19 protein-coding genes are annotated in these 17,149 nt (G+C 72.9%); 7 read left to right on the forward strand and 12 right to left on the reverse strand.

Annotated elements, in window-relative coordinates; all coding sequences use genetic code 11:
* Positions 1–53: 53 nt before the first annotated feature.
* From ACGF1Z_RS15455 to lnt, 3 genes are all read left to right on the forward strand, one after another.
* The gene (locus tag ACGF1Z_RS15455) at positions 54–929 is read left to right on the forward strand and encodes an undecaprenyl-diphosphate phosphatase (protein ID WP_393003975.1); all 876 of its coding nucleotides are present in this window, start codon (positions 54–56) and stop codon (positions 927–929) included.
* Between the two features lie 81 nt (positions 930–1,010).
* Positions 1,011–1,448 carry a nuclear transport factor 2 family protein gene (locus ACGF1Z_RS15460; protein ID WP_393003977.1) on the forward strand — a complete coding sequence of 146 codons (438 nt, stop codon included), beginning with the start codon at positions 1,011–1,013 and terminating at the stop codon, positions 1,446–1,448.
* A 65-nt stretch (positions 1,449–1,513) separates the two neighbouring features.
* Positions 1,514–3,085, forward strand: coding sequence for an apolipoprotein N-acyltransferase (lnt, locus tag ACGF1Z_RS15465; protein WP_393003979.1), 1,572 nt, complete (start codon positions 1,514–1,516; stop codon positions 3,083–3,085).
* Here the strand turns inward: lnt and ACGF1Z_RS15470 are convergent.
* The gene (locus tag ACGF1Z_RS15470) at positions 3,009–3,914 is read right to left on the reverse strand and encodes a Gfo/Idh/MocA family protein (protein ID WP_393003981.1); all 906 of its coding nucleotides are present in this window, start codon (positions 3,912–3,914) and stop codon (positions 3,009–3,011) included. The two genes, lnt and ACGF1Z_RS15470, sit on opposite strands and share 77 nt — an antisense overlap.
* A gap of 41 nt (positions 3,915–3,955) precedes the next feature.
* The gene (locus ACGF1Z_RS15475) at positions 3,956–5,140 is read right to left on the reverse strand and encodes an FAD-dependent monooxygenase (protein WP_393003983.1); all 1,185 of its coding nucleotides are present in this window, start codon (positions 5,138–5,140) and stop codon (positions 3,956–3,958) included.
* A gap of 122 nt (positions 5,141–5,262) precedes the next feature.
* On the opposite strand from ACGF1Z_RS15475, the gene ACGF1Z_RS15480 reads away from it, so the two are divergent.
* The 3 genes from ACGF1Z_RS15480 (at position 5,263) to ACGF1Z_RS15490 (ending at position 7,016) form a co-directional block, all read left to right on the forward strand.
* Positions 5,263–5,871 carry a TetR/AcrR family transcriptional regulator gene (locus ACGF1Z_RS15480; RefSeq protein ID WP_393003985.1) on the forward strand — a complete coding sequence of 203 codons (609 nt, stop codon included), beginning with the start codon at positions 5,263–5,265 and terminating at the stop codon, positions 5,869–5,871.
* 44 nt (positions 5,872–5,915) lie between these two features.
* On the forward strand, positions 5,916–6,452 hold the full coding sequence (locus tag ACGF1Z_RS15485) for a DinB family protein (protein WP_393003987.1): 537 nt from the start codon (positions 5,916–5,918) through the stop codon (positions 6,450–6,452).
* Positions 6,453–6,563: 111 nt separating this feature from the next.
* A complete protein-coding gene (locus ACGF1Z_RS15490) occupies positions 6,564–7,016 on the forward strand; it encodes a hypothetical protein (RefSeq protein ID WP_393003989.1) in 453 nt (150 codons plus the stop codon).
* Here ACGF1Z_RS15490 and ACGF1Z_RS15495 read toward each other — a convergent pair.
* The 7 genes from ACGF1Z_RS15495 to ACGF1Z_RS15525 all read right to left on the reverse strand — a co-directional run bounded on the left by ACGF1Z_RS15495 (position 7,004) and on the right by ACGF1Z_RS15525 (position 13,039).
* Entirely contained in the window at positions 7,004–7,447 is a 444-nt protein-coding gene (locus tag ACGF1Z_RS15495) for a hypothetical protein (protein ID WP_393004203.1), read from the reverse strand. The genes ACGF1Z_RS15490 and ACGF1Z_RS15495 overlap by 13 nt on opposite strands.
* 120 nt (positions 7,448–7,567) lie before the next feature.
* Entirely contained in the window at positions 7,568–8,251 is a 684-nt protein-coding gene (locus tag ACGF1Z_RS15500) for a uracil-DNA glycosylase (RefSeq protein ID WP_393003991.1), read from the reverse strand.
* A gap of 91 nt (positions 8,252–8,342) precedes the next feature.
* Positions 8,343–9,923 carry an ABC transporter substrate-binding protein gene (locus tag ACGF1Z_RS15505; protein WP_393003993.1) on the reverse strand — a complete coding sequence of 527 codons (1,581 nt, stop codon included), beginning with the start codon at positions 9,921–9,923 and terminating at the stop codon, positions 8,343–8,345.
* A 148-nt stretch (positions 9,924–10,071) separates the two neighbouring features.
* A complete protein-coding gene (locus ACGF1Z_RS15510) occupies positions 10,072–10,839 on the reverse strand; it encodes an SDR family oxidoreductase (RefSeq protein ID WP_393003995.1) in 768 nt (255 codons plus the stop codon).
* 26 nt (positions 10,840–10,865) lie between these two features.
* Positions 10,866–11,627, reverse strand: a complete 762-nt coding sequence (fabG, locus tag ACGF1Z_RS15515) for a 3-oxoacyl-ACP reductase FabG (RefSeq protein ID WP_393003997.1) — start codon at positions 11,625–11,627, stop codon at positions 10,866–10,868.
* Positions 11,628–11,801: 174 nt separating this feature from the next.
* Positions 11,802–12,185 (reverse strand): DUF3037 domain-containing protein, encoded by a 384-nt coding sequence (locus tag ACGF1Z_RS15520; RefSeq protein ID WP_393003999.1) that lies wholly within the window; start codon positions 12,183–12,185, stop codon positions 11,802–11,804.
* Complete coding sequence (locus ACGF1Z_RS15525) at positions 12,182–13,039, reverse strand: HipA family kinase (protein ID WP_393004001.1); 858 nt, start codon at positions 13,037–13,039, stop codon at positions 12,182–12,184. Before ACGF1Z_RS15525 ends, ACGF1Z_RS15520 begins: the two co-directional genes overlap by 4 nt.
* Before the next feature lie 217 nt (positions 13,040–13,256).
* Here ACGF1Z_RS15525 and ACGF1Z_RS15530 point away from each other — a divergent pair, with 217 nt between their 5' ends.
* Positions 13,257–14,249, forward strand: coding sequence for an NAD(P)/FAD-dependent oxidoreductase (locus ACGF1Z_RS15530; RefSeq protein ID WP_393004003.1), 993 nt, complete (start codon positions 13,257–13,259; stop codon positions 14,247–14,249).
* Between the two features lie 62 nt (positions 14,250–14,311).
* Here the strand turns inward: ACGF1Z_RS15530 and ACGF1Z_RS15535 are convergent, their stop codons facing one another.
* The 3 genes from ACGF1Z_RS15535 to ACGF1Z_RS15545 form a co-directional block, all read right to left on the reverse strand.
* On the reverse strand, positions 14,312–14,914 hold the full coding sequence (locus ACGF1Z_RS15535) for a helix-turn-helix domain-containing protein (protein ID WP_393004005.1): 603 nt from the start codon (positions 14,912–14,914) through the stop codon (positions 14,312–14,314).
* Positions 14,915–15,252: 338 nt separating this feature from the next.
* Positions 15,253–16,395 carry an acyl-CoA dehydrogenase family protein gene (locus ACGF1Z_RS15540; protein ID WP_393004007.1) on the reverse strand — a complete coding sequence of 381 codons (1,143 nt, stop codon included), beginning with the start codon at positions 16,393–16,395 and terminating at the stop codon, positions 15,253–15,255.
* Between the two features lie 4 nt (positions 16,396–16,399).
* Positions 16,400–17,149 carry a thioesterase II family protein gene (locus ACGF1Z_RS15545; protein WP_393004009.1) on the reverse strand — a complete coding sequence of 250 codons (750 nt, stop codon included), beginning with the start codon at positions 17,147–17,149 and terminating at the stop codon, positions 16,400–16,402.

A 17,149-nucleotide genomic window follows, 5' to 3' on the forward strand; every position in this document is an offset into this window, starting at 1 on the left:
GCTGCGCACCGACCTTATGACCGCACACGTACATTCGGGACGGCCCTGGCCCCATGAGTTGGTTCGAATCTTTCATCCTCGGACTCGTCCAGGGGCTTACGGAGTTCCTCCCCATCTCCTCCAGCGCGCATCTGCGGCTCACCGCCGCGTTCGCCGGGTGGGAGGACCCGGGCGCGGCGTTCACGGCCATCACGCAGATCGGTACCGAGGCCGCCGTCCTCATCTACTTCCGCAAGGACATCGCGCGGATCGTCTCGGCCTGGTTCAGGTCGCTCTTCGACAAGGAGATGCGCCAGGACCACGACGCGCAGATGGGCTGGCTGGTCATCGTCGGCTCGATCCCGATCGGCGTCCTCGGCGTCACGTTCAAGGACCAGATCGAGGGCCCGTTCCGCGACCTGCGGCTGACCGCCACCACCCTGATCGTCATGGGCATCGTGCTCGGCGTCGCCGACCGGCTGGCCGCCCGTGACGAGATCGGCGGCCGCCACCGGGCCGTCCGCGAGCGCAAGTCACTCAAGGACCTCGGCGTACGGGACGGCCTGATCTTCGGTGTCTGCCAGGCGATGGCCCTGGTCCCGGGCGTCTCCCGGTCGGGCGCCACCATCTCCGGCGGTCTGCTCATGGGCTACAGCCGCGAGGCGGCCGCCCGCTACTCCTTCCTCCTCGCCATCCCTGCCGTGCTCGCCTCCGGCGTGTTCGAGCTGAAGGACGCGACCGAGGGCGGCCACGTCTCCTGGGGTCCGACGATCTTCGCGACGGTCATCGCCTTCGGCGTCGGCTACGCCGTGATCGCCTGGTTCATGAAGTTCATCACCACGAAGTCCTTCATGCCCTTCGTCGTCTACCGGATCGCGCTGGGCATCCTGCTCTTCATCCTGGTCGGCGCCGACGTCCTGAGCCCCCACGCGGGCGAGTCCGGCGGCTGATCCTCCGCCACCGCGTCCGGTTCCTGAACAGGCGTCCGCACACCCCTTGGCCCCGCGCCCGCGCTGCCCGACACTGATCCGATGACGCAGCGTGTGGACCTCGCCACCGTGATGGACCGGCTCGCCATCGACGATCTGGTCACCGGCTACGCGGTGGCCGTGGACGACTCCGACTGGGCCGCGTACCGGGAGCTGTTCGCCCCGGAGGGCCGCGCCGACTACCGCGGGTCCGGCGGGATCGAGGGGCCGGCCGGTGAGGTCGCCGACTGGCTCGCCGCGACGATGCGCCTGTTCCCGGTGCGCCAGCACCTCATCGTCAACCGCCGGGTCCGCATCCAGGACCTCGGCGGCTACCCGGGCGACACGGCGACCGTGCGCGCCGACTACGTGAACCCGATGCGCTTCGAGTCCGGCGAGGACTTCGTGTGCGGCGGCCGGTACGCCTTCGCCCTGCGCCGCACGGACACCGGCTGGCGGCTGCGCTCCGTCGTGGTCGAGGAGAAGTGGCGCCGGATGTGAGCCGCGTCGATCCGGCCCGCGGGGCCGGTCTCGCGCACACTGGAGGCGACCCCAGGAGGCAGGGCATGCGCCACTCGTCCTCGGCCCGCTCCGCGCTCGCCGTCGGCCTCGGCGCGCTGCCCGCGCTCGCCTTTCCCGCCCCCGGCCTGTGGTGGTGGGCATGGCTCGCCCTCGTCCCCTGGCTGCTGCTGATCCGCGCGGCGCCCGGCCCGCGCCGAGCCGGCCTGGACGGCTGGTGCGGGGGCGTCGGCTTCATGCTGGCCGTGCACCACTGGCTGCTGCCGAGCCTCCATGTCTTCCTGCTCCTCCTCTCCGTGCTCCTCGGCCTGCTGTGGCTGCCGTGGGGACGTCTGGTGCACGCGATGCTGGGCGGCACGCCCTCCCCGCGGCGGGCGGCCGCCGCGCTGGTCGTGATCCCCTCCGGCTGGCTGCTCGTCGAGCTGGTGCGCTCCTGGCAGGGCCTGGGCGGGCCGTGGGGTCTGCTCGGGGCCAGCCAGTGGCAGGTGCCGGCCGCCCTGCGGCTGGCCTCGGCCGGCGGGGTCTGGCTGGTGTCCCTGCTCGTGGTCGCCGTGAACACGGCGGCCGTCCTGCTGCTCGCGCTGCCCCCGCTACGCCGGACCGCGCTGGCCGGCCTCACCGGTTGCGCCCTGGTCGTCGGGCTCGCGTGGTGGGGCGCCGCGCCGCCGTCGGCCGCGGGCACGGTGCGGATCGCGGTGGTCCAGCCGGGCGTGTACGACGGCCCCGACGGCGTCGCGCGGCGCTTCGCCCGGGCCGAGGAGCTGACCCGGGCGCTCGCCGGGCAGCGGCTGGACCTGGTGGTGTGGGGCGAGAGCAGCGTCGGCGCGGACCTGGGTGCCCGCCCGGACCTCGCGGCCCGGCTCACCGCACTCGCCCGCACCGTCCACGCTCCGCTGCTCGTGAACGTGGACGCGCGCCGCACCGACCGGCCCGGGATCTTCAAGAGCGCGATCCTGGTCGGCCCCGAGGGCCCGACCGGCGAACGGTACGACAAGACGCGGCTCGTGCCGTTCGGCGAGTACGTGCCCGCGCGGGCCGTCCTCGGCTGGGTCACCTCGGTGGGCAAGGCGGCCGGCGAGGACCGCCGGCGCGGCGCGGGACCGGTGGTGCTGTCGCTGCCCGACGCCGCCGGGCCCGCGGGTCCGGGCCTGCGGATCGGGCCGCTGATCTGCTTCGAGACGGCGTTCCCCGACATGAGCCGGTGGCTCGCCCGGGACGGCGCGGACGTGCTGGTCGCCCAGTCCTCGACCTCCACCTTCCAGCACAGCTGGGCGCCCGCCCAGCACGCCTCGCTGGGCGCGCTGCGGGCCGCGGAGACCGGACGGCCGACGGTGCACGCGACGCTGACCGGGATCAGCACCGCGTACGGGCCGGACGGGCGGCGGACCGGCCCGGTGCTCGGCACCGGCGCGAGCGCCTCCGCCGTCTACCCGCTGCCGCTCTCGACCGGCCGGACGCTGTACGACCGCGTCGGTGCGTGGCCGCTGTACGGGGCGCTCCTGGTGGTCGCCGCGGTGGGCGTGGTGGCCCTCCGGGAGCGGCTCAGGACGCCTGGGCGAGAGCCTCGCGGACCACGTGCTCGCACATCTCGTGGGTCAGCAGCGCGTCCCGGGCGCTGAGCCGCTCCCCTTCGCGTACGGCGTCGAGGAAGGCCAGGACGGCCTGTTCGATGCCTCGCTGACGGGCCACGGGCACCCAGTCGCCGCGGCGGCGCACGCTCGGCTGGCCCTTGTGGTCGACCACCTCGGCGAGGTTGAGCACCTGGCGCTTGGAGTCCTGGCCGGAGACCTCCAGGGTCTCCTCGGTGGAGCCGGAGCGGCGGTTCATCATGCCGACGGCGGTGAAGCCGTCGCCGGACAGCTGGAGCACGACGTGCTCCAGGAGACCGTCGCGGACCCTGGCCCGTACGTCGGTGTGGTCGACGTCGCCGGGGAGCAGGAAGCGCAGGGTGTCGACGACGTGGATGAAGTCGTCGAGGACGAAGGTGCGCGGGTCCTCGGGCAGACCGATGCGGTTCTTCTGCATGAGGATCAGTTCGCGCGGGTGGTCGAGGCACTGGGAGTAGCCGGGCGCGAGCCGGCGGTTGAAGCCGACGGCGAGGCTCACGGCCCGCTTCTCGGCGAGTTCCACGAGCGCTTCGGACTCGGCGTAGTGGTAGGCGAGCGGCTTGTCGACGTAGGTGGCGACGCCGGCTTCCAGGAGCCGGGTGACGATGCCGGGGTGCGCCGAGGTGGAGGCGTGCACGAAGGCGGCGTCGAGTCCGGCGGACAGCAGCGAGTCGAGGTCGCGGTGGCGGCGCGCGGCGGGCACGTGGTGGGCGGCGCCGACCTCGTCGAGGGTGGCGGGGGTGCGGGTGTGAAGGTGGAGTTCGACCCCGGGAAGGCTGGACAGGACGGGCAGATAGGCCTTGCGCGCGATGTCGCCGAGTCCGATGCAGCCGACCTTCACGGGGTCTCCTTCTGGGTTCGCGGTGCGGGAGTTCGCGCCGGTCAGCTTACGCGCGCGGGTGCGTCGGGGACCGGCGGGTGCCAGTCGGCGATGTCGTCGAAGCCGCGCAGGAGGAGTCCGGGGCCGAAGCGGGAGACCGCGGTCACGGCCGCGTCGCGCAGGGCGACGGCGGGCCGGGCGGAGAGCAGCGCGAGGCGGCCGGTGCGGGCGGCCTTGCGGACGATCGCGGTGGTGCGCGGCAGCCGGTCGGCGGTGTAGGCGGCGAGGGCGGCGGGCACGGGCCGGCCGCCCGCGTGGTGGGCGAGCACGACGGCGTCCTCGATCGCCTGGTTGCCGCCCTGGCCGAGGGTGGGCTGCATGGCGTGGGCGGCGTCGCCGAGCAGGACGGTACGGCCGCGGTGGAAGGCGGGCAGCGGGTCGATCAGGTGGTGCACGTCGTGGCGCAGGACCGCCCGGTCGTCGGCGGCGTCGAGGATCGCCGGCACGGGGTGGTGCCAGTCGCCGAAGAGACGCAGGAGCTCGGCCTTCTCGCCGTCGGCGGAGTGCGCTCCGGCGGGCGCCGCGGCCATGGCGTACGCGTAGGTGCGGCCGTCCTTGAGGGGCTGGCTGCCCCACAGGCGGGCCGGTCCCCAGGTCTCGTGCGGGGCGAAGGGGCGCTCGGGGGCGGGGATGACGACCCGCCAGGTGGTGAAGCCGGAGTAGCGCGGCCCGGGATGACCGGGGAAGAGCCCGGTGCGGACGGCGGAGCGGATGCCGTCGGCGCCGACGACGAGTTCGGCCTCCAGTTCGCCGTCCGGCGTGGCGACGCGGGCGGGGCGGTGGGTGTCGCCCGGGTCGGTGAGGGCGGCCTGGGTGGCGGTGCGGACGGTGCCCTCGGGCAGGCCGGAGGCGAGGAGTTCGACGAGGGTGGCGCGGTGCAGCAGGACGAGCGGTCCGCCGAAGCGCTCGGCGGCGGCCCGGGCGTCGGTGCGGCAGAGCCAGCGTCCGTCGGGGCGGCGCATGCCGCCGTCGCCCTGCCAGGCGGCGAGGGCCCGGACCCGGTCGCCGAGGCCGAGGACGTCGAGTGCGCGGAGGGCGTTGGGGGCGAGGCCGATGCCGGCGCCGACCGGGGCGAGGCCGGGGGCGCGTTCGAGGACGGTGACGTCCCAGCCGCGGTCGCGCAGGGCGAGGGCGGCGGTGAGGCCGCCGATGCCGGCTCCGGCGACGACGGCGCGGTGCTGTGCCATGACTCCCCCTCGGGGACGACGGATCGGGACTGACACATCCCCACTACAGCTGTAGTGTCACCCGGAGCGTACTACATCTGTAGTGAGGCGGGGAGGGGGAGGAGGCTCGATAGGTTGTCCCCATGACCGCAGCACCGGCCGCCGACGCCCCCCTGAGCCGCGCCGACCGCATCGGCGACGCAGCCCTCGGCCTGCTCGTCGAACGCGGGATGCGCGGGCTGACCCATCGCGCCGTCGACGAACGGGCCGGACTCCCCCAGGGCTCCACCTCCAACCACGCCCGCACCCGCCAGGCCCTCCTGGAGACCGCCGTCCGGCGCCAGGTCCGGCACGAGGCGGCGGTCCTCGCGCCGCACGAGCTGCCCGCCGCCGGCGCCGGCCCCGAGGCCCTCACGGACGCCCTCGCACTGGCCCTGCACCGCTACCTGACGGACCACCGGGCACTGCTCGTGTCCCGCTACGAGCTCGCCCTGGAGGCCACCCGCCGTCCCGAGCTGCGGACCTTCTTCGACTCCGCCGGCGCCGTGTTCCACGGCCCGCTGATCGCGATGATGCGCGAGGCCGGCTCCCCCGCGCCGGAGCGGCACGCGCTGTCCCTCATCGCCTGGTGCGAGGGGCTGATGTTCTCCTGCGCGGCGGGCTCCTTCCACGCGGCCGTGCCGAGCCGCGCGGACCTGCGCACCGGCTTCGACGAGCTGCTGCGCGGCATGCTGGGCGGCGCCGGCGGCTGAGCGGGCGTCAATTCCCTGGCCAGGGAGGCGCAGGATCGGCGACGATGCGGGGCATGACTGCCGAACGCATCGCATCCACCCCCCGCACCGACCCCGGCACCCTCACCGGAGAGCGCGCGGCCCTCGAGGAATGGCTCGACTTCCACCGGGCGACCCTGGCCATGAAGTGCGAGGGGCTCGACGAGACCCAGCTGCGCACCGCCTCCGCACCGCCCTCGAACCTCACGCTGCTGGGCCTGGTCCGGCACATGGCCGAGGTCGAACGCGGCTGGTTCCGCAGGGTCCTGGCCGGCGAGGAGACGGGCTGGATCTTCGCCACCGAGGAGGACCACGACCGGGACTTCCACGTCACCGGGGAGGACACCTGGGAGGAGGCCTACGCCGCATGGCAGGGCGAGATCGCCGTGGCCCGGGCCAACGCCGCCGGGCGCGAGCTCGACGACATCGGCGCCGGTAAGCACCGCAGCGGCGGGACCTTCAACCTGCGCTGGATCTATCTGCACATGATCGAGGAGTACGCCCGCCACAACGGCCACGCCGACCTCGTCCGCGAGCGGATCGACGGCGCCACCGGCGACTGACTCCGGAGCAGGGTGCGAGCGGGTCAGCCCGCACCCGGGTGATCACTCATGCGGGGCATTCCCCGCGAGTAGGGGCGCGGGAAACGCCCTGCGGCCAGCAGAGTGGCGCGGGTGCATGCAACCCGAACCACAGTGACACTGCTCGCCGGGATGGCCATGGCCGCCCTCACGGGCTGTGTCGCGGTCGAACCGCCGCCGACGGCCCCCGCGCCCGCCCCGAGCCGGGCGGCCGACCCCGCCGGCCAGGACGTCGCGCCCCAGATCGTCCAGGGCCCCGCCCGCGAGGCCCTGGAGGCGGCGATGCCCGACGAGCCGGCGCCCGGCCCCCGCCCGTCCGCCGGGCGGCCCGGTCCCGGCGGAGCCGGTCCCGCCCGCCCGCACCGGACCGAACGACCGCACCCGTCCGCCGTACCGCGACCGCGGCCGTATCCGGACCTCGTCCTCCCCGCGCTGCCGAAGCTGCCCCGCGACCGGGCCGACGTGTGCGCGCTCGGCGAGTCCTACGGCGGCTGGAGCCCGGGGAGCGACCAGGCCCGGATCTGCCGGGGCGGCTACGGGCGCTGACCCCGCAGCCGCAGCTCCAGACGCTCGATCGCGGCCCGCACCCCGTTGCCGTACCCGTCGTCGTCCAGGCTCTCGGCGGCCGCGCGGGCCCGGTCCAGGTGGATCCGGGCCGCGTCGGGGCGCGCCAGCTTCACGTAGTCGGCGGCCAGATTGAGGTGCAGCGAGGGGTACAGGGCACGCAAGGCCGCCGTGGAGTCGTGCAGGGCGAGCCGGTCGTCGTCCAGGCCCTCGGCGGCCGTCAGCGCCCGCAGGTCCCAGGCGAGCTCCACATCGGGGTCGTCCTGGGCGTCCGCCATGTAGTGGGCGAGCGTGCAGCGGTGCAGCGGGTCGCCGTCCGGGCCGAGCTGATCCCAGATGGCGCCGAAGCGATTGCGGGCCTCTTCCCGGTCGCCGCCGTGGAGCAGCATCATCGCCTGCCCGATCCTGGTCATGACGGCGTCGTCCGACACCTGCTGCCCGGTCACTACGGCCTCCACGTGCTGGCTCCCCGGCCCTCGGCACGAGGGACCGGACCCGACGCTAGCTCCCGCCGCGCCGGATCCGGGCGAGGCTCAGCCGAGGTCGGGGATGCGCCAGTCGATCGGCTCGTGCCCCTGGGCCTTGACGGCCGCGTCGATCTGGGTGAAGGGCTGCGAGCCGAAGAACTTCTTCGCCGACAGCGGCGAGGGGTGGGCGCCCTTGACGACCACGTGCCGCTCCTCGTCGATGAGCGGAAGCTTCTTCTGGGCGTAGTTGCCCCACAGGACGAAGACCGCCGGGTCGGGGCGGGAGGCCACGGCCGTGATCACGGCGTCGGTGAACTTCTCCCAGCCCTTGCCCTTGTGCGAGTTGGCCTCGCCGGCCCGGACCGTGAGGACCGCGTTGAGCAGCAGCACGCCCTGCTCCGCCCACGGCATCAGATAGCCGTTGTCCGGGATGTCGTGGCCGAGCTCGGCCTGCATCTCCTTGTAGATGTTGCGCAGCGAGGGCGGGGTCTTCACGCCGGGACGGACCGAGAAGCACAGTCCGTGGCCCTGGCCCTCGCCGTGGTAGGGGTCCTGGCCGAGCACCAGGACCTTCACCTTGTCGTACGGGGTGGCGGCGAGGGCGGCGAAGACCTCCTCGCGCGGGGGGTAGACCGGCCCCTTCGCCCGCTCCTCCTCGACGAACTCGGTGAGCTGCTTGAAGTAGGGCTTCTCCAGCTCGTCGCCGAGGACGCCGCGCCAGGACTCGGGCAGCATGTCGGTGTCGGTCACGTCAACAACCTCCGGTGGGCTTTCGTATGACTGCGTACGAGAACCTACCGGGGCCCACTGACAACGCCGTCCGCCGCCCGGGTCCCGCGCTCTACCAGCTGGTGCGGCGCTGGAGCTCCCACATCTGCATGACGGTCTGCGGGTCGAGCGCCCGCTCGCCGCCGGCGATGTCCTCGCTCGCGGCGATGTAGAGCTTGCCCTGCCACAGGGGCAGCAGCCGCACGTCCTGGACCATGATCTCCTGCGCCTCGGTGAACTCGTCCGTGACGGACGCGCGGTCGCTCTCGCGCCGGGACTTGGGGATCAGCTCGTCGGTGATGCGGGGGCTGACGTACGGGGTGCCGAGGACGTTCTCCTTGCCCACGAAGGGGGCGATGAAGTTGTCCGGGTCCGGGAAGTCGGGGAACCAGCCGCGGCCGAAGGCCGGGTACTCGCCCTTCTGGTAGCCCGCCTGGAACTCCTTCCACGGCTTGCCGTGCAGGGTGACCTCGAAGAGCCCGGACTCCTCCAGCTGGCGCTTGAGCTCGGCGAACTCGGGCGCGGTCGAGGAGCCGTACCGGTCGGTGGTGTACCAGAAGTCGAGCTTGACCGGCTTCCTGATGCCGGCGGCGCGCAGGATGGACTTGGCCTTGGCCGGGTCCGGCTGCCCGAAGCGGTCGAAGAACTTCGTGGTGTGGCCCGCGATGCCCTTGGGGACCATCGAGTACAGCGGCTCGGCGGTGCCCTGGTAGACCTTGTTGACCAGTTCGTCGCGGTCGACGAGCTGGGCGATGGCCTTGCGGACGGGCAGCCTCGCGACCGAGTCGTCCTTGGTGTTGAACACGAGGTAGCGGATGTCGGCGCCGGTCGACTCGACGAGCTGGAGCCCCTGGTTCTCCGGCTTGTCGGACTGCAGGTCGACGACCTCGGCGGCGGTCAGACCGCGGTAGGTGGCGTCGATCTCCTTCTTCTTCAGGGCCGCGACCATCGCCTCGGACTCCTTGAAGTACCGGATGGTCACGCCGCCGTTCTTGCGCTCGGCGAAGCCCTTGTAGCTCGGGTTGCGGGTCAGCTCGGCCTTGTCGTTCTCGGCGTATGCGTCGAGCACGTACGGGCCGGAACCGAGCAGCTTGCCGTCCTCGCGGAGCTTGTCCGCCGGGTACTCGGCCGGGTCGACGATCGACATGGCCGGCGTGGCGAGGATGAAGGGGAAGGTGGCGTCGGGCTTGTTGAGCCGGAAGACCACGGTGCGGGGGTCGAGGACCTCGATCTTGTCGAGCGAGCCCAGCATTCCGTTGGGACCGCCCTTGTAGTTGATCGTGCGGATGCGCTCGATCGAGTACTTGACGGCCTCGGCGTCCAGCTTGTGCCCGTTGGAGAAGGTGAGCCCGTCGTGTATCTGGCACTCGAAGACACGACTGGAGGAACCTTGCTTGAACTGGCAGTCCGCGGCGTCCGGCTGCGGACTCGTACTGCCGGTCGGGAAACTCACGAGCGTCTGGAAGACATTCCGGAAAAGCTCCCAGGAATTGTCCCAGGCGGCTGCCGGATCGAGGGTCGTGGGAGAACTCGTCGTCCCTACGACGATTCTCTGTTCCGCTGCGGATTCACTGTCCGAAAACACACTGCATCCGGACAGGAGGGATATGGACGCAAGGGCTGCAGCGGCCTGCAGACTGGTCCGGTTGAACACGTGCACGCTCCTCGTTCAGCCTGGGATCGGCAGACGATACCGCAGCGCCCCGCCAGGTCAATGGTCCGCCCGGGCGGGGCACTCGAGGCATTCGTCGTATAACCGGGGCCAAACCGGTCAATAATTCAGCGATGTGTCCGGATACCGGTCACCCGACACCGGCGTTCAGGAAAATCCCGCCGTCGACGACCAGGGTCTGACCGGTGATCCAGTCCGACTGGGACGACGTGAGGAAGGCGGCCGCGCCGCCGATGTCCGACGGCTCGCCGAGCCGGCCGAGCGGGTACGGGGCGGCCGCCTCGGCCTCCCGGCCCTCGTAGAGCGCGGCGGCGAACCGCGTCTTCACGACCGCCGGCGCGATCGCGTTGACCCGGACCATCGGCGCGAACTCGTGCGCCAGCTGCAGGGTCAGATTGATCATGGCCGCCTTGCTCATCCCGTACGCGCCGATGAACGGCGACGCGGAGAGGCCGGCGACCGAGGCGATGTTCACGATCGCCCCGCCGTGCTCCTTCTGCCACGCCCGGTAGGTCTGCTGGGCGAAGCCGAGCGCCGAGACCACGTTGGTCTCGAAGACCTTGCGGGCCACCCCCAGGTCGAGCTCGGCGATGGGGCCGAAGACCGGGTTGGTGCCGGCGTTGTTCACCAGGTAGTCGACCCGCCCGAAGGCCTCCATGGCGGCGTCGACCGCAGCGGCCTGGTGGGCCTCGTCGTGGGCCTTGCCGGGCACCGCGATGACCCGGTCGGCGCCGAGGCGCTCCACGGCCTCCTTGAGGGCCTCCTCGCCCCTGCCGGTGATGCACACCCGGTCGCCGCGGGCCACGAGGGCCTCGGCGACTCCGTAGCCGATGCCCCGGCTCGCGCCGGTGACGAGGGCGACCTTGCCCGAGAGCTCGGGCAGCTCCTTCGTGCTCATGTGCGTGTACTCCTCCGCGCCGCGGGTCAGTTGAGCGGGCCGCCGGCCACGTACAGGACCTGGCCGGAGACGAAGCCCGCGTCGTCGCCCGTGAAGAAGGCGATGGCGTTGGCGATGTCGTCCGGCGTGCCGACGCGCTGCACCGGGATCATGGTGGCGGCGGCGGCCTGGAACTCCTCGAAGCCCATGCCGACGCGCTCGGCGGTCTGCGCGGTCATCTCGGTGACGATGAAGCCCGGGGCGACGGCGTTGGCGGTGATGCCGAACTTGCCGAGCTCCTTGGCGAGGGTCTTGGTGAAGCCCTGGAGGCCGGCCTTGACGGCGGAGTAGTTGGCCTGGCCGCGGTTGCCGAGGGCGGAGGAGGAGGACAGCGAGACGATCCGGCCGAAGCCCGCGTCCACCATGTGCTTCTGACAGGCCTTGGCCATCAGGAACGCGCCCTTGAGGTGCACGTTCATCACGAGGTCCCAGTCGGACTCGGACATCTTGAAGAGCAGGTTGTCGCGGAGCACGCCCGCGTTGTTGACGAGGATCGTCGGGGCGCCGAGCTCGGCGGCGACCCGGGCGACCGCGGCCTCCACCTGGGCGCTGTCGGAGACGTCGCAGCCGACGGCGAGCGCGGTGCCGCCGGCGGCGGTGATCTTCTCGACGGTGTCCTTGCAGGCCGCCTCGTCGAGGTCGAGTACGGCGACGGCGCGGCCCTCGGCCGCGAGCCGGATCGCGGTGGCGGCTCCGATGCCCCGCGCCGCACCCGTGACGACGGCTACGCGCTGCTCGGTGGTGGACATGCTGGTTCTCCTCGCCCTTGGTTCGTCCCTGGATACGGTCCGTACCCCGCACGCCGCCCGTTCTCCCGGAGACCCGCACTTCCGGAGATGAGCGACCGCTTAGTATCGCCCGCAGACGAGACGCTAGAAGCCCTGGCACCCGGTGTCAACGGCCCACCGGGTGCACCGGATCACTCAGCGCACGAGAAGATCGAGCAGGCGTTCCACCTCGGCCCCGGGATCGGTGGTCAGACCGGTGTGCACCGGGCCGGGCTGCACCACCGTCGAGCGGGGCGCGATCAGCCAGCGGAAGCGGCGTCCCGGGTCGTCGCCGGCGGCCTGCCCCGCGGCCTCGCCGCCCGTGCAGACCCCCTCGACAGCGTGCAGCGCGGCCCGTACGCCGGTGACGTCGGCACGCGGGTCGAGCGCGGCCAGCTTGGCCTCGTCCAGGTGCGTACGGGCGGCCACGAAGGACCGGGCGCGGCAGTAGACGACCACGCCGGCGTTGAAGCACTCTCCGCGCTCGACGCGGGGCACGACCCGCAGCAGCGCGTACTCGAAGACATCGCGGTCGGTCACGGGGTGCTGTCCTTCTCGGTGGCGTGCTGGGCGGCCTGGGGCCGGGGGGCGAGGCGTTCGGCGAGCCAGCCGGGCGGCTGCTGGGGGCGCCGCTCGGAGCGCGGTCCGAGCGTGATCCGCTCGTGGATGGTCGCGGCGCGCGGCAGCAGGGCCGCCACATAGGCCGCCCGCAGCTCGTCGGTGCTCGCGAAGCCGGGCTCGTCGACCAGCCACTCGTCGGGCACCTCGGCGGCGACCTCGGTGAGCAGCTCCCGGGTGACCAGCGGGGCCAGCTCGGCGGCCGCCGCCGCGACGTCCGGCGCGAACCGCGCGAGGGCGTGGTCGGAGGCGTCGTAGGGCTTGGCGGCGGAGGCCTGGGCGCCGGGCCAGTTGTGGTGCCAGATCATGGTGGCGCCGTGGTCGATGAGCCACAGGTCGCCGTGCCAGACCAGCAGGTTCGGGTTGCGCCAGGACCGGTCGACGTTGTTGATCACTGCGTCGAACCACACGACCCGGCCGGCCTCCTGCGGGTCGACCTCGTAGGCGAGGGGGTCGAAGCCGAGCGAGCCCGGGAGGAAGTCCATGCCGAGGTTGAGGCCGCCGCTCGCCTTGAGCAGCTCCTGCACCTCCTGGTCGGGCTCGGAGAGCCCGATGACGGGGTCGAGCTGGAGGGTGACGAGCTCCGGCACCCGCAGCCCGAGCCGACGGGCCAGCTGCCCGCAGATCACCTCGGCGACGAGGGTCTTGCGGCCCTGACCGGCGCCGGTGAACTTCATGACGTACGTGCCGAGGTCGTCGGCCTCGACGATCCCGGGGAGCGAGCCGCCCTCACGCAGGGGGGTGACATAGCGGGTCGCTGTCACTTCTGTAAGCATCCGGCCAGGCTATCCGGCGGCCGCGGCGGACCGGTCCCGCGCGCCCCGCGTCCGGTGCGGGGTGCGGCGGACGGCGGCGTACGGGGGCATGCCGTCGACGGACTCCGCCCCACCGGGGACGGGCCTCGGCGGGGCCCGACGGGCCGCGTCCCGGAAACGGCAACAAAGATTGCCCGGCTCTCCGGCCGGCCGCACTCTTGCGGCGGAGGTGATCGCCATGACCGGCGCCAACAACGCACACCACGACCGCACTTCGTACGACGTCATCGTGATAGGCGGCGGGGCGGGTGGGCTCAACGCCGCACTCGTGCTCGCCCGGGCCCGTCGCACCGTAGCCGTCGTCGACTCCGGGGAGCCCCGCAACGCCCCCTCGGCCCACATGCACAGCTTCCTCTCCCGTGACGGCGTCCCCCCGCTCACCGTGCTGGAGGCCGGCCGCGCGGAGATCGCGCGGTACGGCGCGGTCCGGATCGAAGGGCGGGTGGACCAGGTGGAGGCCGCGGAGACCGGCGGGTACCTGGTCCGTCTGGAGGGCGGCGCCTCCCTCGGCGCCCGGCACGTCGTGCTCGCCACGGGCCTGCGCGACGAACTCCCCGAGATCCCGGGCGTCCGCGCGATGTGGGGCGAGGACGTGCACTTCTGCCCGTACTGCCACGGCTACGAGGTCCGCGACCGGCCGATCGTCGTGCTCGGCGTCCACCCCGCGTCGCCCGGCCAGGCACTGCTGCTGCGCCAGTGGTCGCCGCAGGTCGTGTACGTGCCGCACAGCCGGCCGCTCACCGACGAGGAGCGCGAGCGCATGGACGCGCGGGGCGTCGAGGTGGTCGAGGGGCCGGTGTCGACGCTCCTGAGCAAGGACGGGCGCCTGCACGCGGTGGAACTCGCCGACGGCACGACGATCGACTGCGCCGGGGTGTTCCTCTTCCCCCGCATGACCCCGAACGACGGGGCCTTCGACGGTCTCGGCTGCGCGAAGGACGACCAGGGCTGGCTGGTCACCGACCGGGCCGGCCGCACCAGCCGCCCCGGCCTCTGGGCCGTCGGCAACGTGGTGGACTCCCGCGCCCAGGCCGTCACGGCCGCCGGCATGGGGGCCGCGGCCGCGTTCGCCCTCAACCACGACCTCGTGGACGAGGAGATCGAACGCGACCTCGCCGCGCACCGCGCCGCCGCCGGCCGCTCCACCGAAGCGCCCGTCCCCGCGTCCTGAGCGACGGGCGACGGCCGCGGCGTCGCCTCCCCCGCGCGCCCGCCGCCGCACGCCCGCCCCGGCTACGAGCCGGTGGCGGGCGTTCGGCGTGTCGGGCGGGCGCGGACGTGCATCCGCTCCCCCTGGCGGCCGAACACGCTCAGCACCTCGACCGGACCCTCCCCCGTGCTGCCGAACCAGTGCGGCAGCCGGGTCTCGAACTCGGCCACCTCCCCCGGGTCGAGCACCAGATCGTGGTCGGCCAGGACGAGCCGCAGCCGCCCGGAGAGCACGTACAGCCACTCGTAGCCCTCGTGCGTGCACATCTCCGGGGTGTCGCGGCTCGCCGGCAGCACCATCTTGTAGCTCTGCAGCGGTCCCGGCTGGCGGGTCAGCGGCAACACCGTGTTGCCGTTCACGGCGTGCGGCTTGAGCCGGACGCGCGGGTCGCCCACCTCCGGGGCGCCGACGAGTTCGTCGAGCGGGACCTGATGCGCGTGGGCGATGGGCAGCAGCAGTTCGAGACTGGGGCGACGCTGTCCCGCTTCGAGTCTGGACAGCGTGCTCTTGGAGATCCCGGTGGCCTCCGACAGCGCGGCGAGCGTGACACCACGGGCGGTGCGCACCCGCTTGAGCCGGGGACCGACAGCGGACAGGGCCTGGGTGATGGCCGGTGACTGCTCCATCCCGCCATTAGATCGTGCGCGTTCCCGAAATCGCAATCATAGGTGCTGATTTCGGGACATGGCCGAAAGTGCGCCCCGCTCCCGGCACGGATCCGTGCCGGGAGCGGGGCGGGGTGGTGCGGTGCCCGGGACACCGGGACAGCGGACCGGTATCCCGGTGTCCCGGAAGCCGGGCCGGCCGGAAGCCGAGGGAGCGGTCGGAGGCCGCGGACCGACGAAACCCGGGGCCGGTCGGAGGCCGCGGGACCGAGAGAGGCCCGAGGCCGGTCGGAAGCCGCGGGACCCAGAGAGGCCCGAGGCCGGTCGGAGGCCGCGGGACGGCTCGGAAGCCGGGCCGGTCAGAGGCCGAGGGAGCGGCCGATCAGCTCCTTCATCACCTCGGTCGTCCCGCCGTAGATCGTCTGCACCCGGCTGTTGGCCCACTCCCGGGAGATGGCGCTCTCCTTCAGGTAGCCGTAGCCGCCGTGGATCTGGAGGCAGCGGTTGGCGATGTCCACCTGCAGCTCCGTGGTCCACCACTTCACCTTGGCGGCGTCCGTCACCGACAGGCGCCCGGCGTTGAGTTCGGCGACGCAGTGGTCCAGGAAGACCTGGGCGATCGTCAGTTCCGTGTCCATCGTGGCCAGTTGGAAGCGGTTGTGCTGGAAGCTGCCGATGACCTGACCGAAGGCCTCGCGGGTCCTGGCGTATTCGAGGGTGTCCGCCAGCATCCGCTCGGCCGCGCCGACCGCCACGGTGGCGATGCTGAGCCGTTCCCGGGGCAGCCCCGCCATCATGTAGGCGAGACCGGCGTTCTCCCTGCCGACGAGATTGTCGGCCGGCACCCGGCAGTCGTCGAAGAACAGCTCGCAGGTGTCGCTGGCGTGCCAGCCCAGCTTCTCCATGCGCCGCCCGCGGGTGAATCCGGGCGTGCCGCGCTCCACTACGAGGAGGCTGATGCCCTGCGCACCGCGCTCGGGTGCGGTCTTGGCGGCGACCACGACCACGTCGGCGTTCTCGCCGTTGGTGATGAAGGTCTTCTGCCCGTTGAGGACGTAGGAGTCGCCGTCGCGGACGGCGGTGGTGCGGATGTCGGCGACGTTGGAGCCGGCGTCGGGCTCGCTCATCGCGATCGCCGCGATCAGCTCGCCCGAACAGAGCCCGGGCAGCCAGCGCTTGCGCTGTTCCTCGGTGGTGCGCTCGGCGAGATAGGTGGCGATGACGTCGTTGTGGGCCACGAAGCCGGGGGCGGTGGCGCGGGCCCACATGATCTCCTGCGCGAACACCGCCGGGTAGCGGTAGTCGGGCTCGCCGCCCCCGCCGTACGCCGGGTCCACGCCGATGCCGAGAAGTCCCGCCCGGCCGGCCTTGCGCCACACCTCCCGGTCGACGATGCCGTCCCGCTCCCACCGCGCGTGGTGCGGCAGCACCTCGCGGTGGAGGAACTCCCGGCAGGTGGCCCGGAACTGCTCGTGCTCCGCCTCGTACCTGCTGCGTGCCATGTGTTCACCCCTTCCCGGGGTCGATGTCGTCGAGGATGCCGGCGAGGGTGTCCTTGGGGCGCTGGACGGCCGCGAAGTGGCCGCCGTCGATCTCGGTCCGGCGGGCCGGTACCGAGCTGTGCGCGGCCCACTGCCAGACCTTCTCCGGCGGGGCGTGCACGTCCTCGCGGGCGCCGATCAGCGTGAGCGGGAAGTCCACCCGCAGCCCGGCCGCCTCGGTGGCGAACTCGGCCCGTACGGCGTCGTCCTCACGGAGCATCCGCAGCAGGATGCGGCTCATCGTCGGGTCGGCGAGCACGGCCGGAGGGGTGCCGCCGTCGGCGGCCGTCCGGGCCAGCAGCTCCTCGTCGGGTACGGAGTCGAGCAGCGGCCCGGGCCGCTGGAGCCGGGGCGGGACCGCCCCGGAGAGCACGGCCCGCTCCGGAGCCACGCCGACCTGACGGGTCACCTCCGCGGCCACCGCCAGGCTCGTGGTCGAGCCGAAGCTGTGCCCGAAGGTGGCCCAGCGCAGGCCCGGGGTCCGTTCCCGCTCGGTCAGCAGGTCGGCCACGAGCTGTTCGGCCATGCACCGGACGAGCGCGTGGAAGCCGGCCGCCTTGCGCTCACGGCGGCGGGTGCCGCGGCCGGGCGCGTCCACGCCCCGGACCAGCAGGTGCGGCTCGCCGAGCGCCTGCCAGCCGCGGTAGACGAGGGAGGTCGCCCCGGCGTGCGGGAAGCAGTAGAGCCGCACCGGGGGCCTGGATTCGGGCTGCAC

The organism is Streptomyces sp. NPDC048018 (assembly GCF_043202995.1).
GTDB lineage: Bacteria > Actinomycetota > Actinomycetes > Streptomycetales > Streptomycetaceae > Streptomyces.

What these genes read in the sequence shown, in the direction of transcription:
- ACGF1Z_RS15455 (WP_393003975.1), top strand. Translation starts at nt 54, where the DNA reads ATGAGTTGGTTCGAATCTTTCATCCTCGGACTCGTCCAGGGGCTTACG.
- ACGF1Z_RS15460 (WP_393003977.1), top strand. Translation starts at nt 1,011, where the DNA reads ATGACGCAGCGTGTGGACCTCGCCACCGTGATGGACCGGCTCGCCATC.
- lnt (WP_393003979.1), top strand. Translation starts at nt 1,514, where the DNA reads ATGCGCCACTCGTCCTCGGCCCGCTCCGCGCTCGCCGTCGGCCTCGGC.
- ACGF1Z_RS15475 (WP_393003983.1), bottom strand. Translation starts at nt 5,140, where the DNA reads ATGGCACAGCACCGCGCCGTCGTCGCCGGAGCCGGCATCGGCGGCCTC.
- ACGF1Z_RS15480 (WP_393003985.1), top strand. Translation starts at nt 5,263, where the DNA reads ATGACCGCAGCACCGGCCGCCGACGCCCCCCTGAGCCGCGCCGACCGC.
- ACGF1Z_RS15485 (WP_393003987.1), top strand. Translation starts at nt 5,916, where the DNA reads ATGCGGGGCATGACTGCCGAACGCATCGCATCCACCCCCCGCACCGAC.
- ACGF1Z_RS15495 (WP_393004203.1), bottom strand. Translation starts at nt 7,447, where the DNA reads ATGACCAGGATCGGGCAGGCGATGATGCTGCTCCACGGCGGCGACCGG.
- ACGF1Z_RS15510 (WP_393003995.1), bottom strand. Translation starts at nt 10,839, where the DNA reads ATGAGCACGAAGGAGCTGCCCGAGCTCTCGGGCAAGGTCGCCCTCGTC.
- fabG (WP_393003997.1), bottom strand. Translation starts at nt 11,627, where the DNA reads ATGTCCACCACCGAGCAGCGCGTAGCCGTCGTCACGGGTGCGGCGCGG.
- ACGF1Z_RS15525 (WP_393004001.1), bottom strand. Translation starts at nt 13,039, where the DNA reads ATGCTTACAGAAGTGACAGCGACCCGCTATGTCACCCCCCTGCGTGAG.
- ACGF1Z_RS15530 (WP_393004003.1), top strand. Translation starts at nt 13,257, where the DNA reads ATGACCGGCGCCAACAACGCACACCACGACCGCACTTCGTACGACGTC.
- ACGF1Z_RS15535 (WP_393004005.1), bottom strand. Translation starts at nt 14,914, where the DNA reads ATGGAGCAGTCACCGGCCATCACCCAGGCCCTGTCCGCTGTCGGTCCC.
- ACGF1Z_RS15540 (WP_393004007.1), bottom strand. Translation starts at nt 16,395, where the DNA reads ATGGCACGCAGCAGGTACGAGGCGGAGCACGAGCAGTTCCGGGCCACC.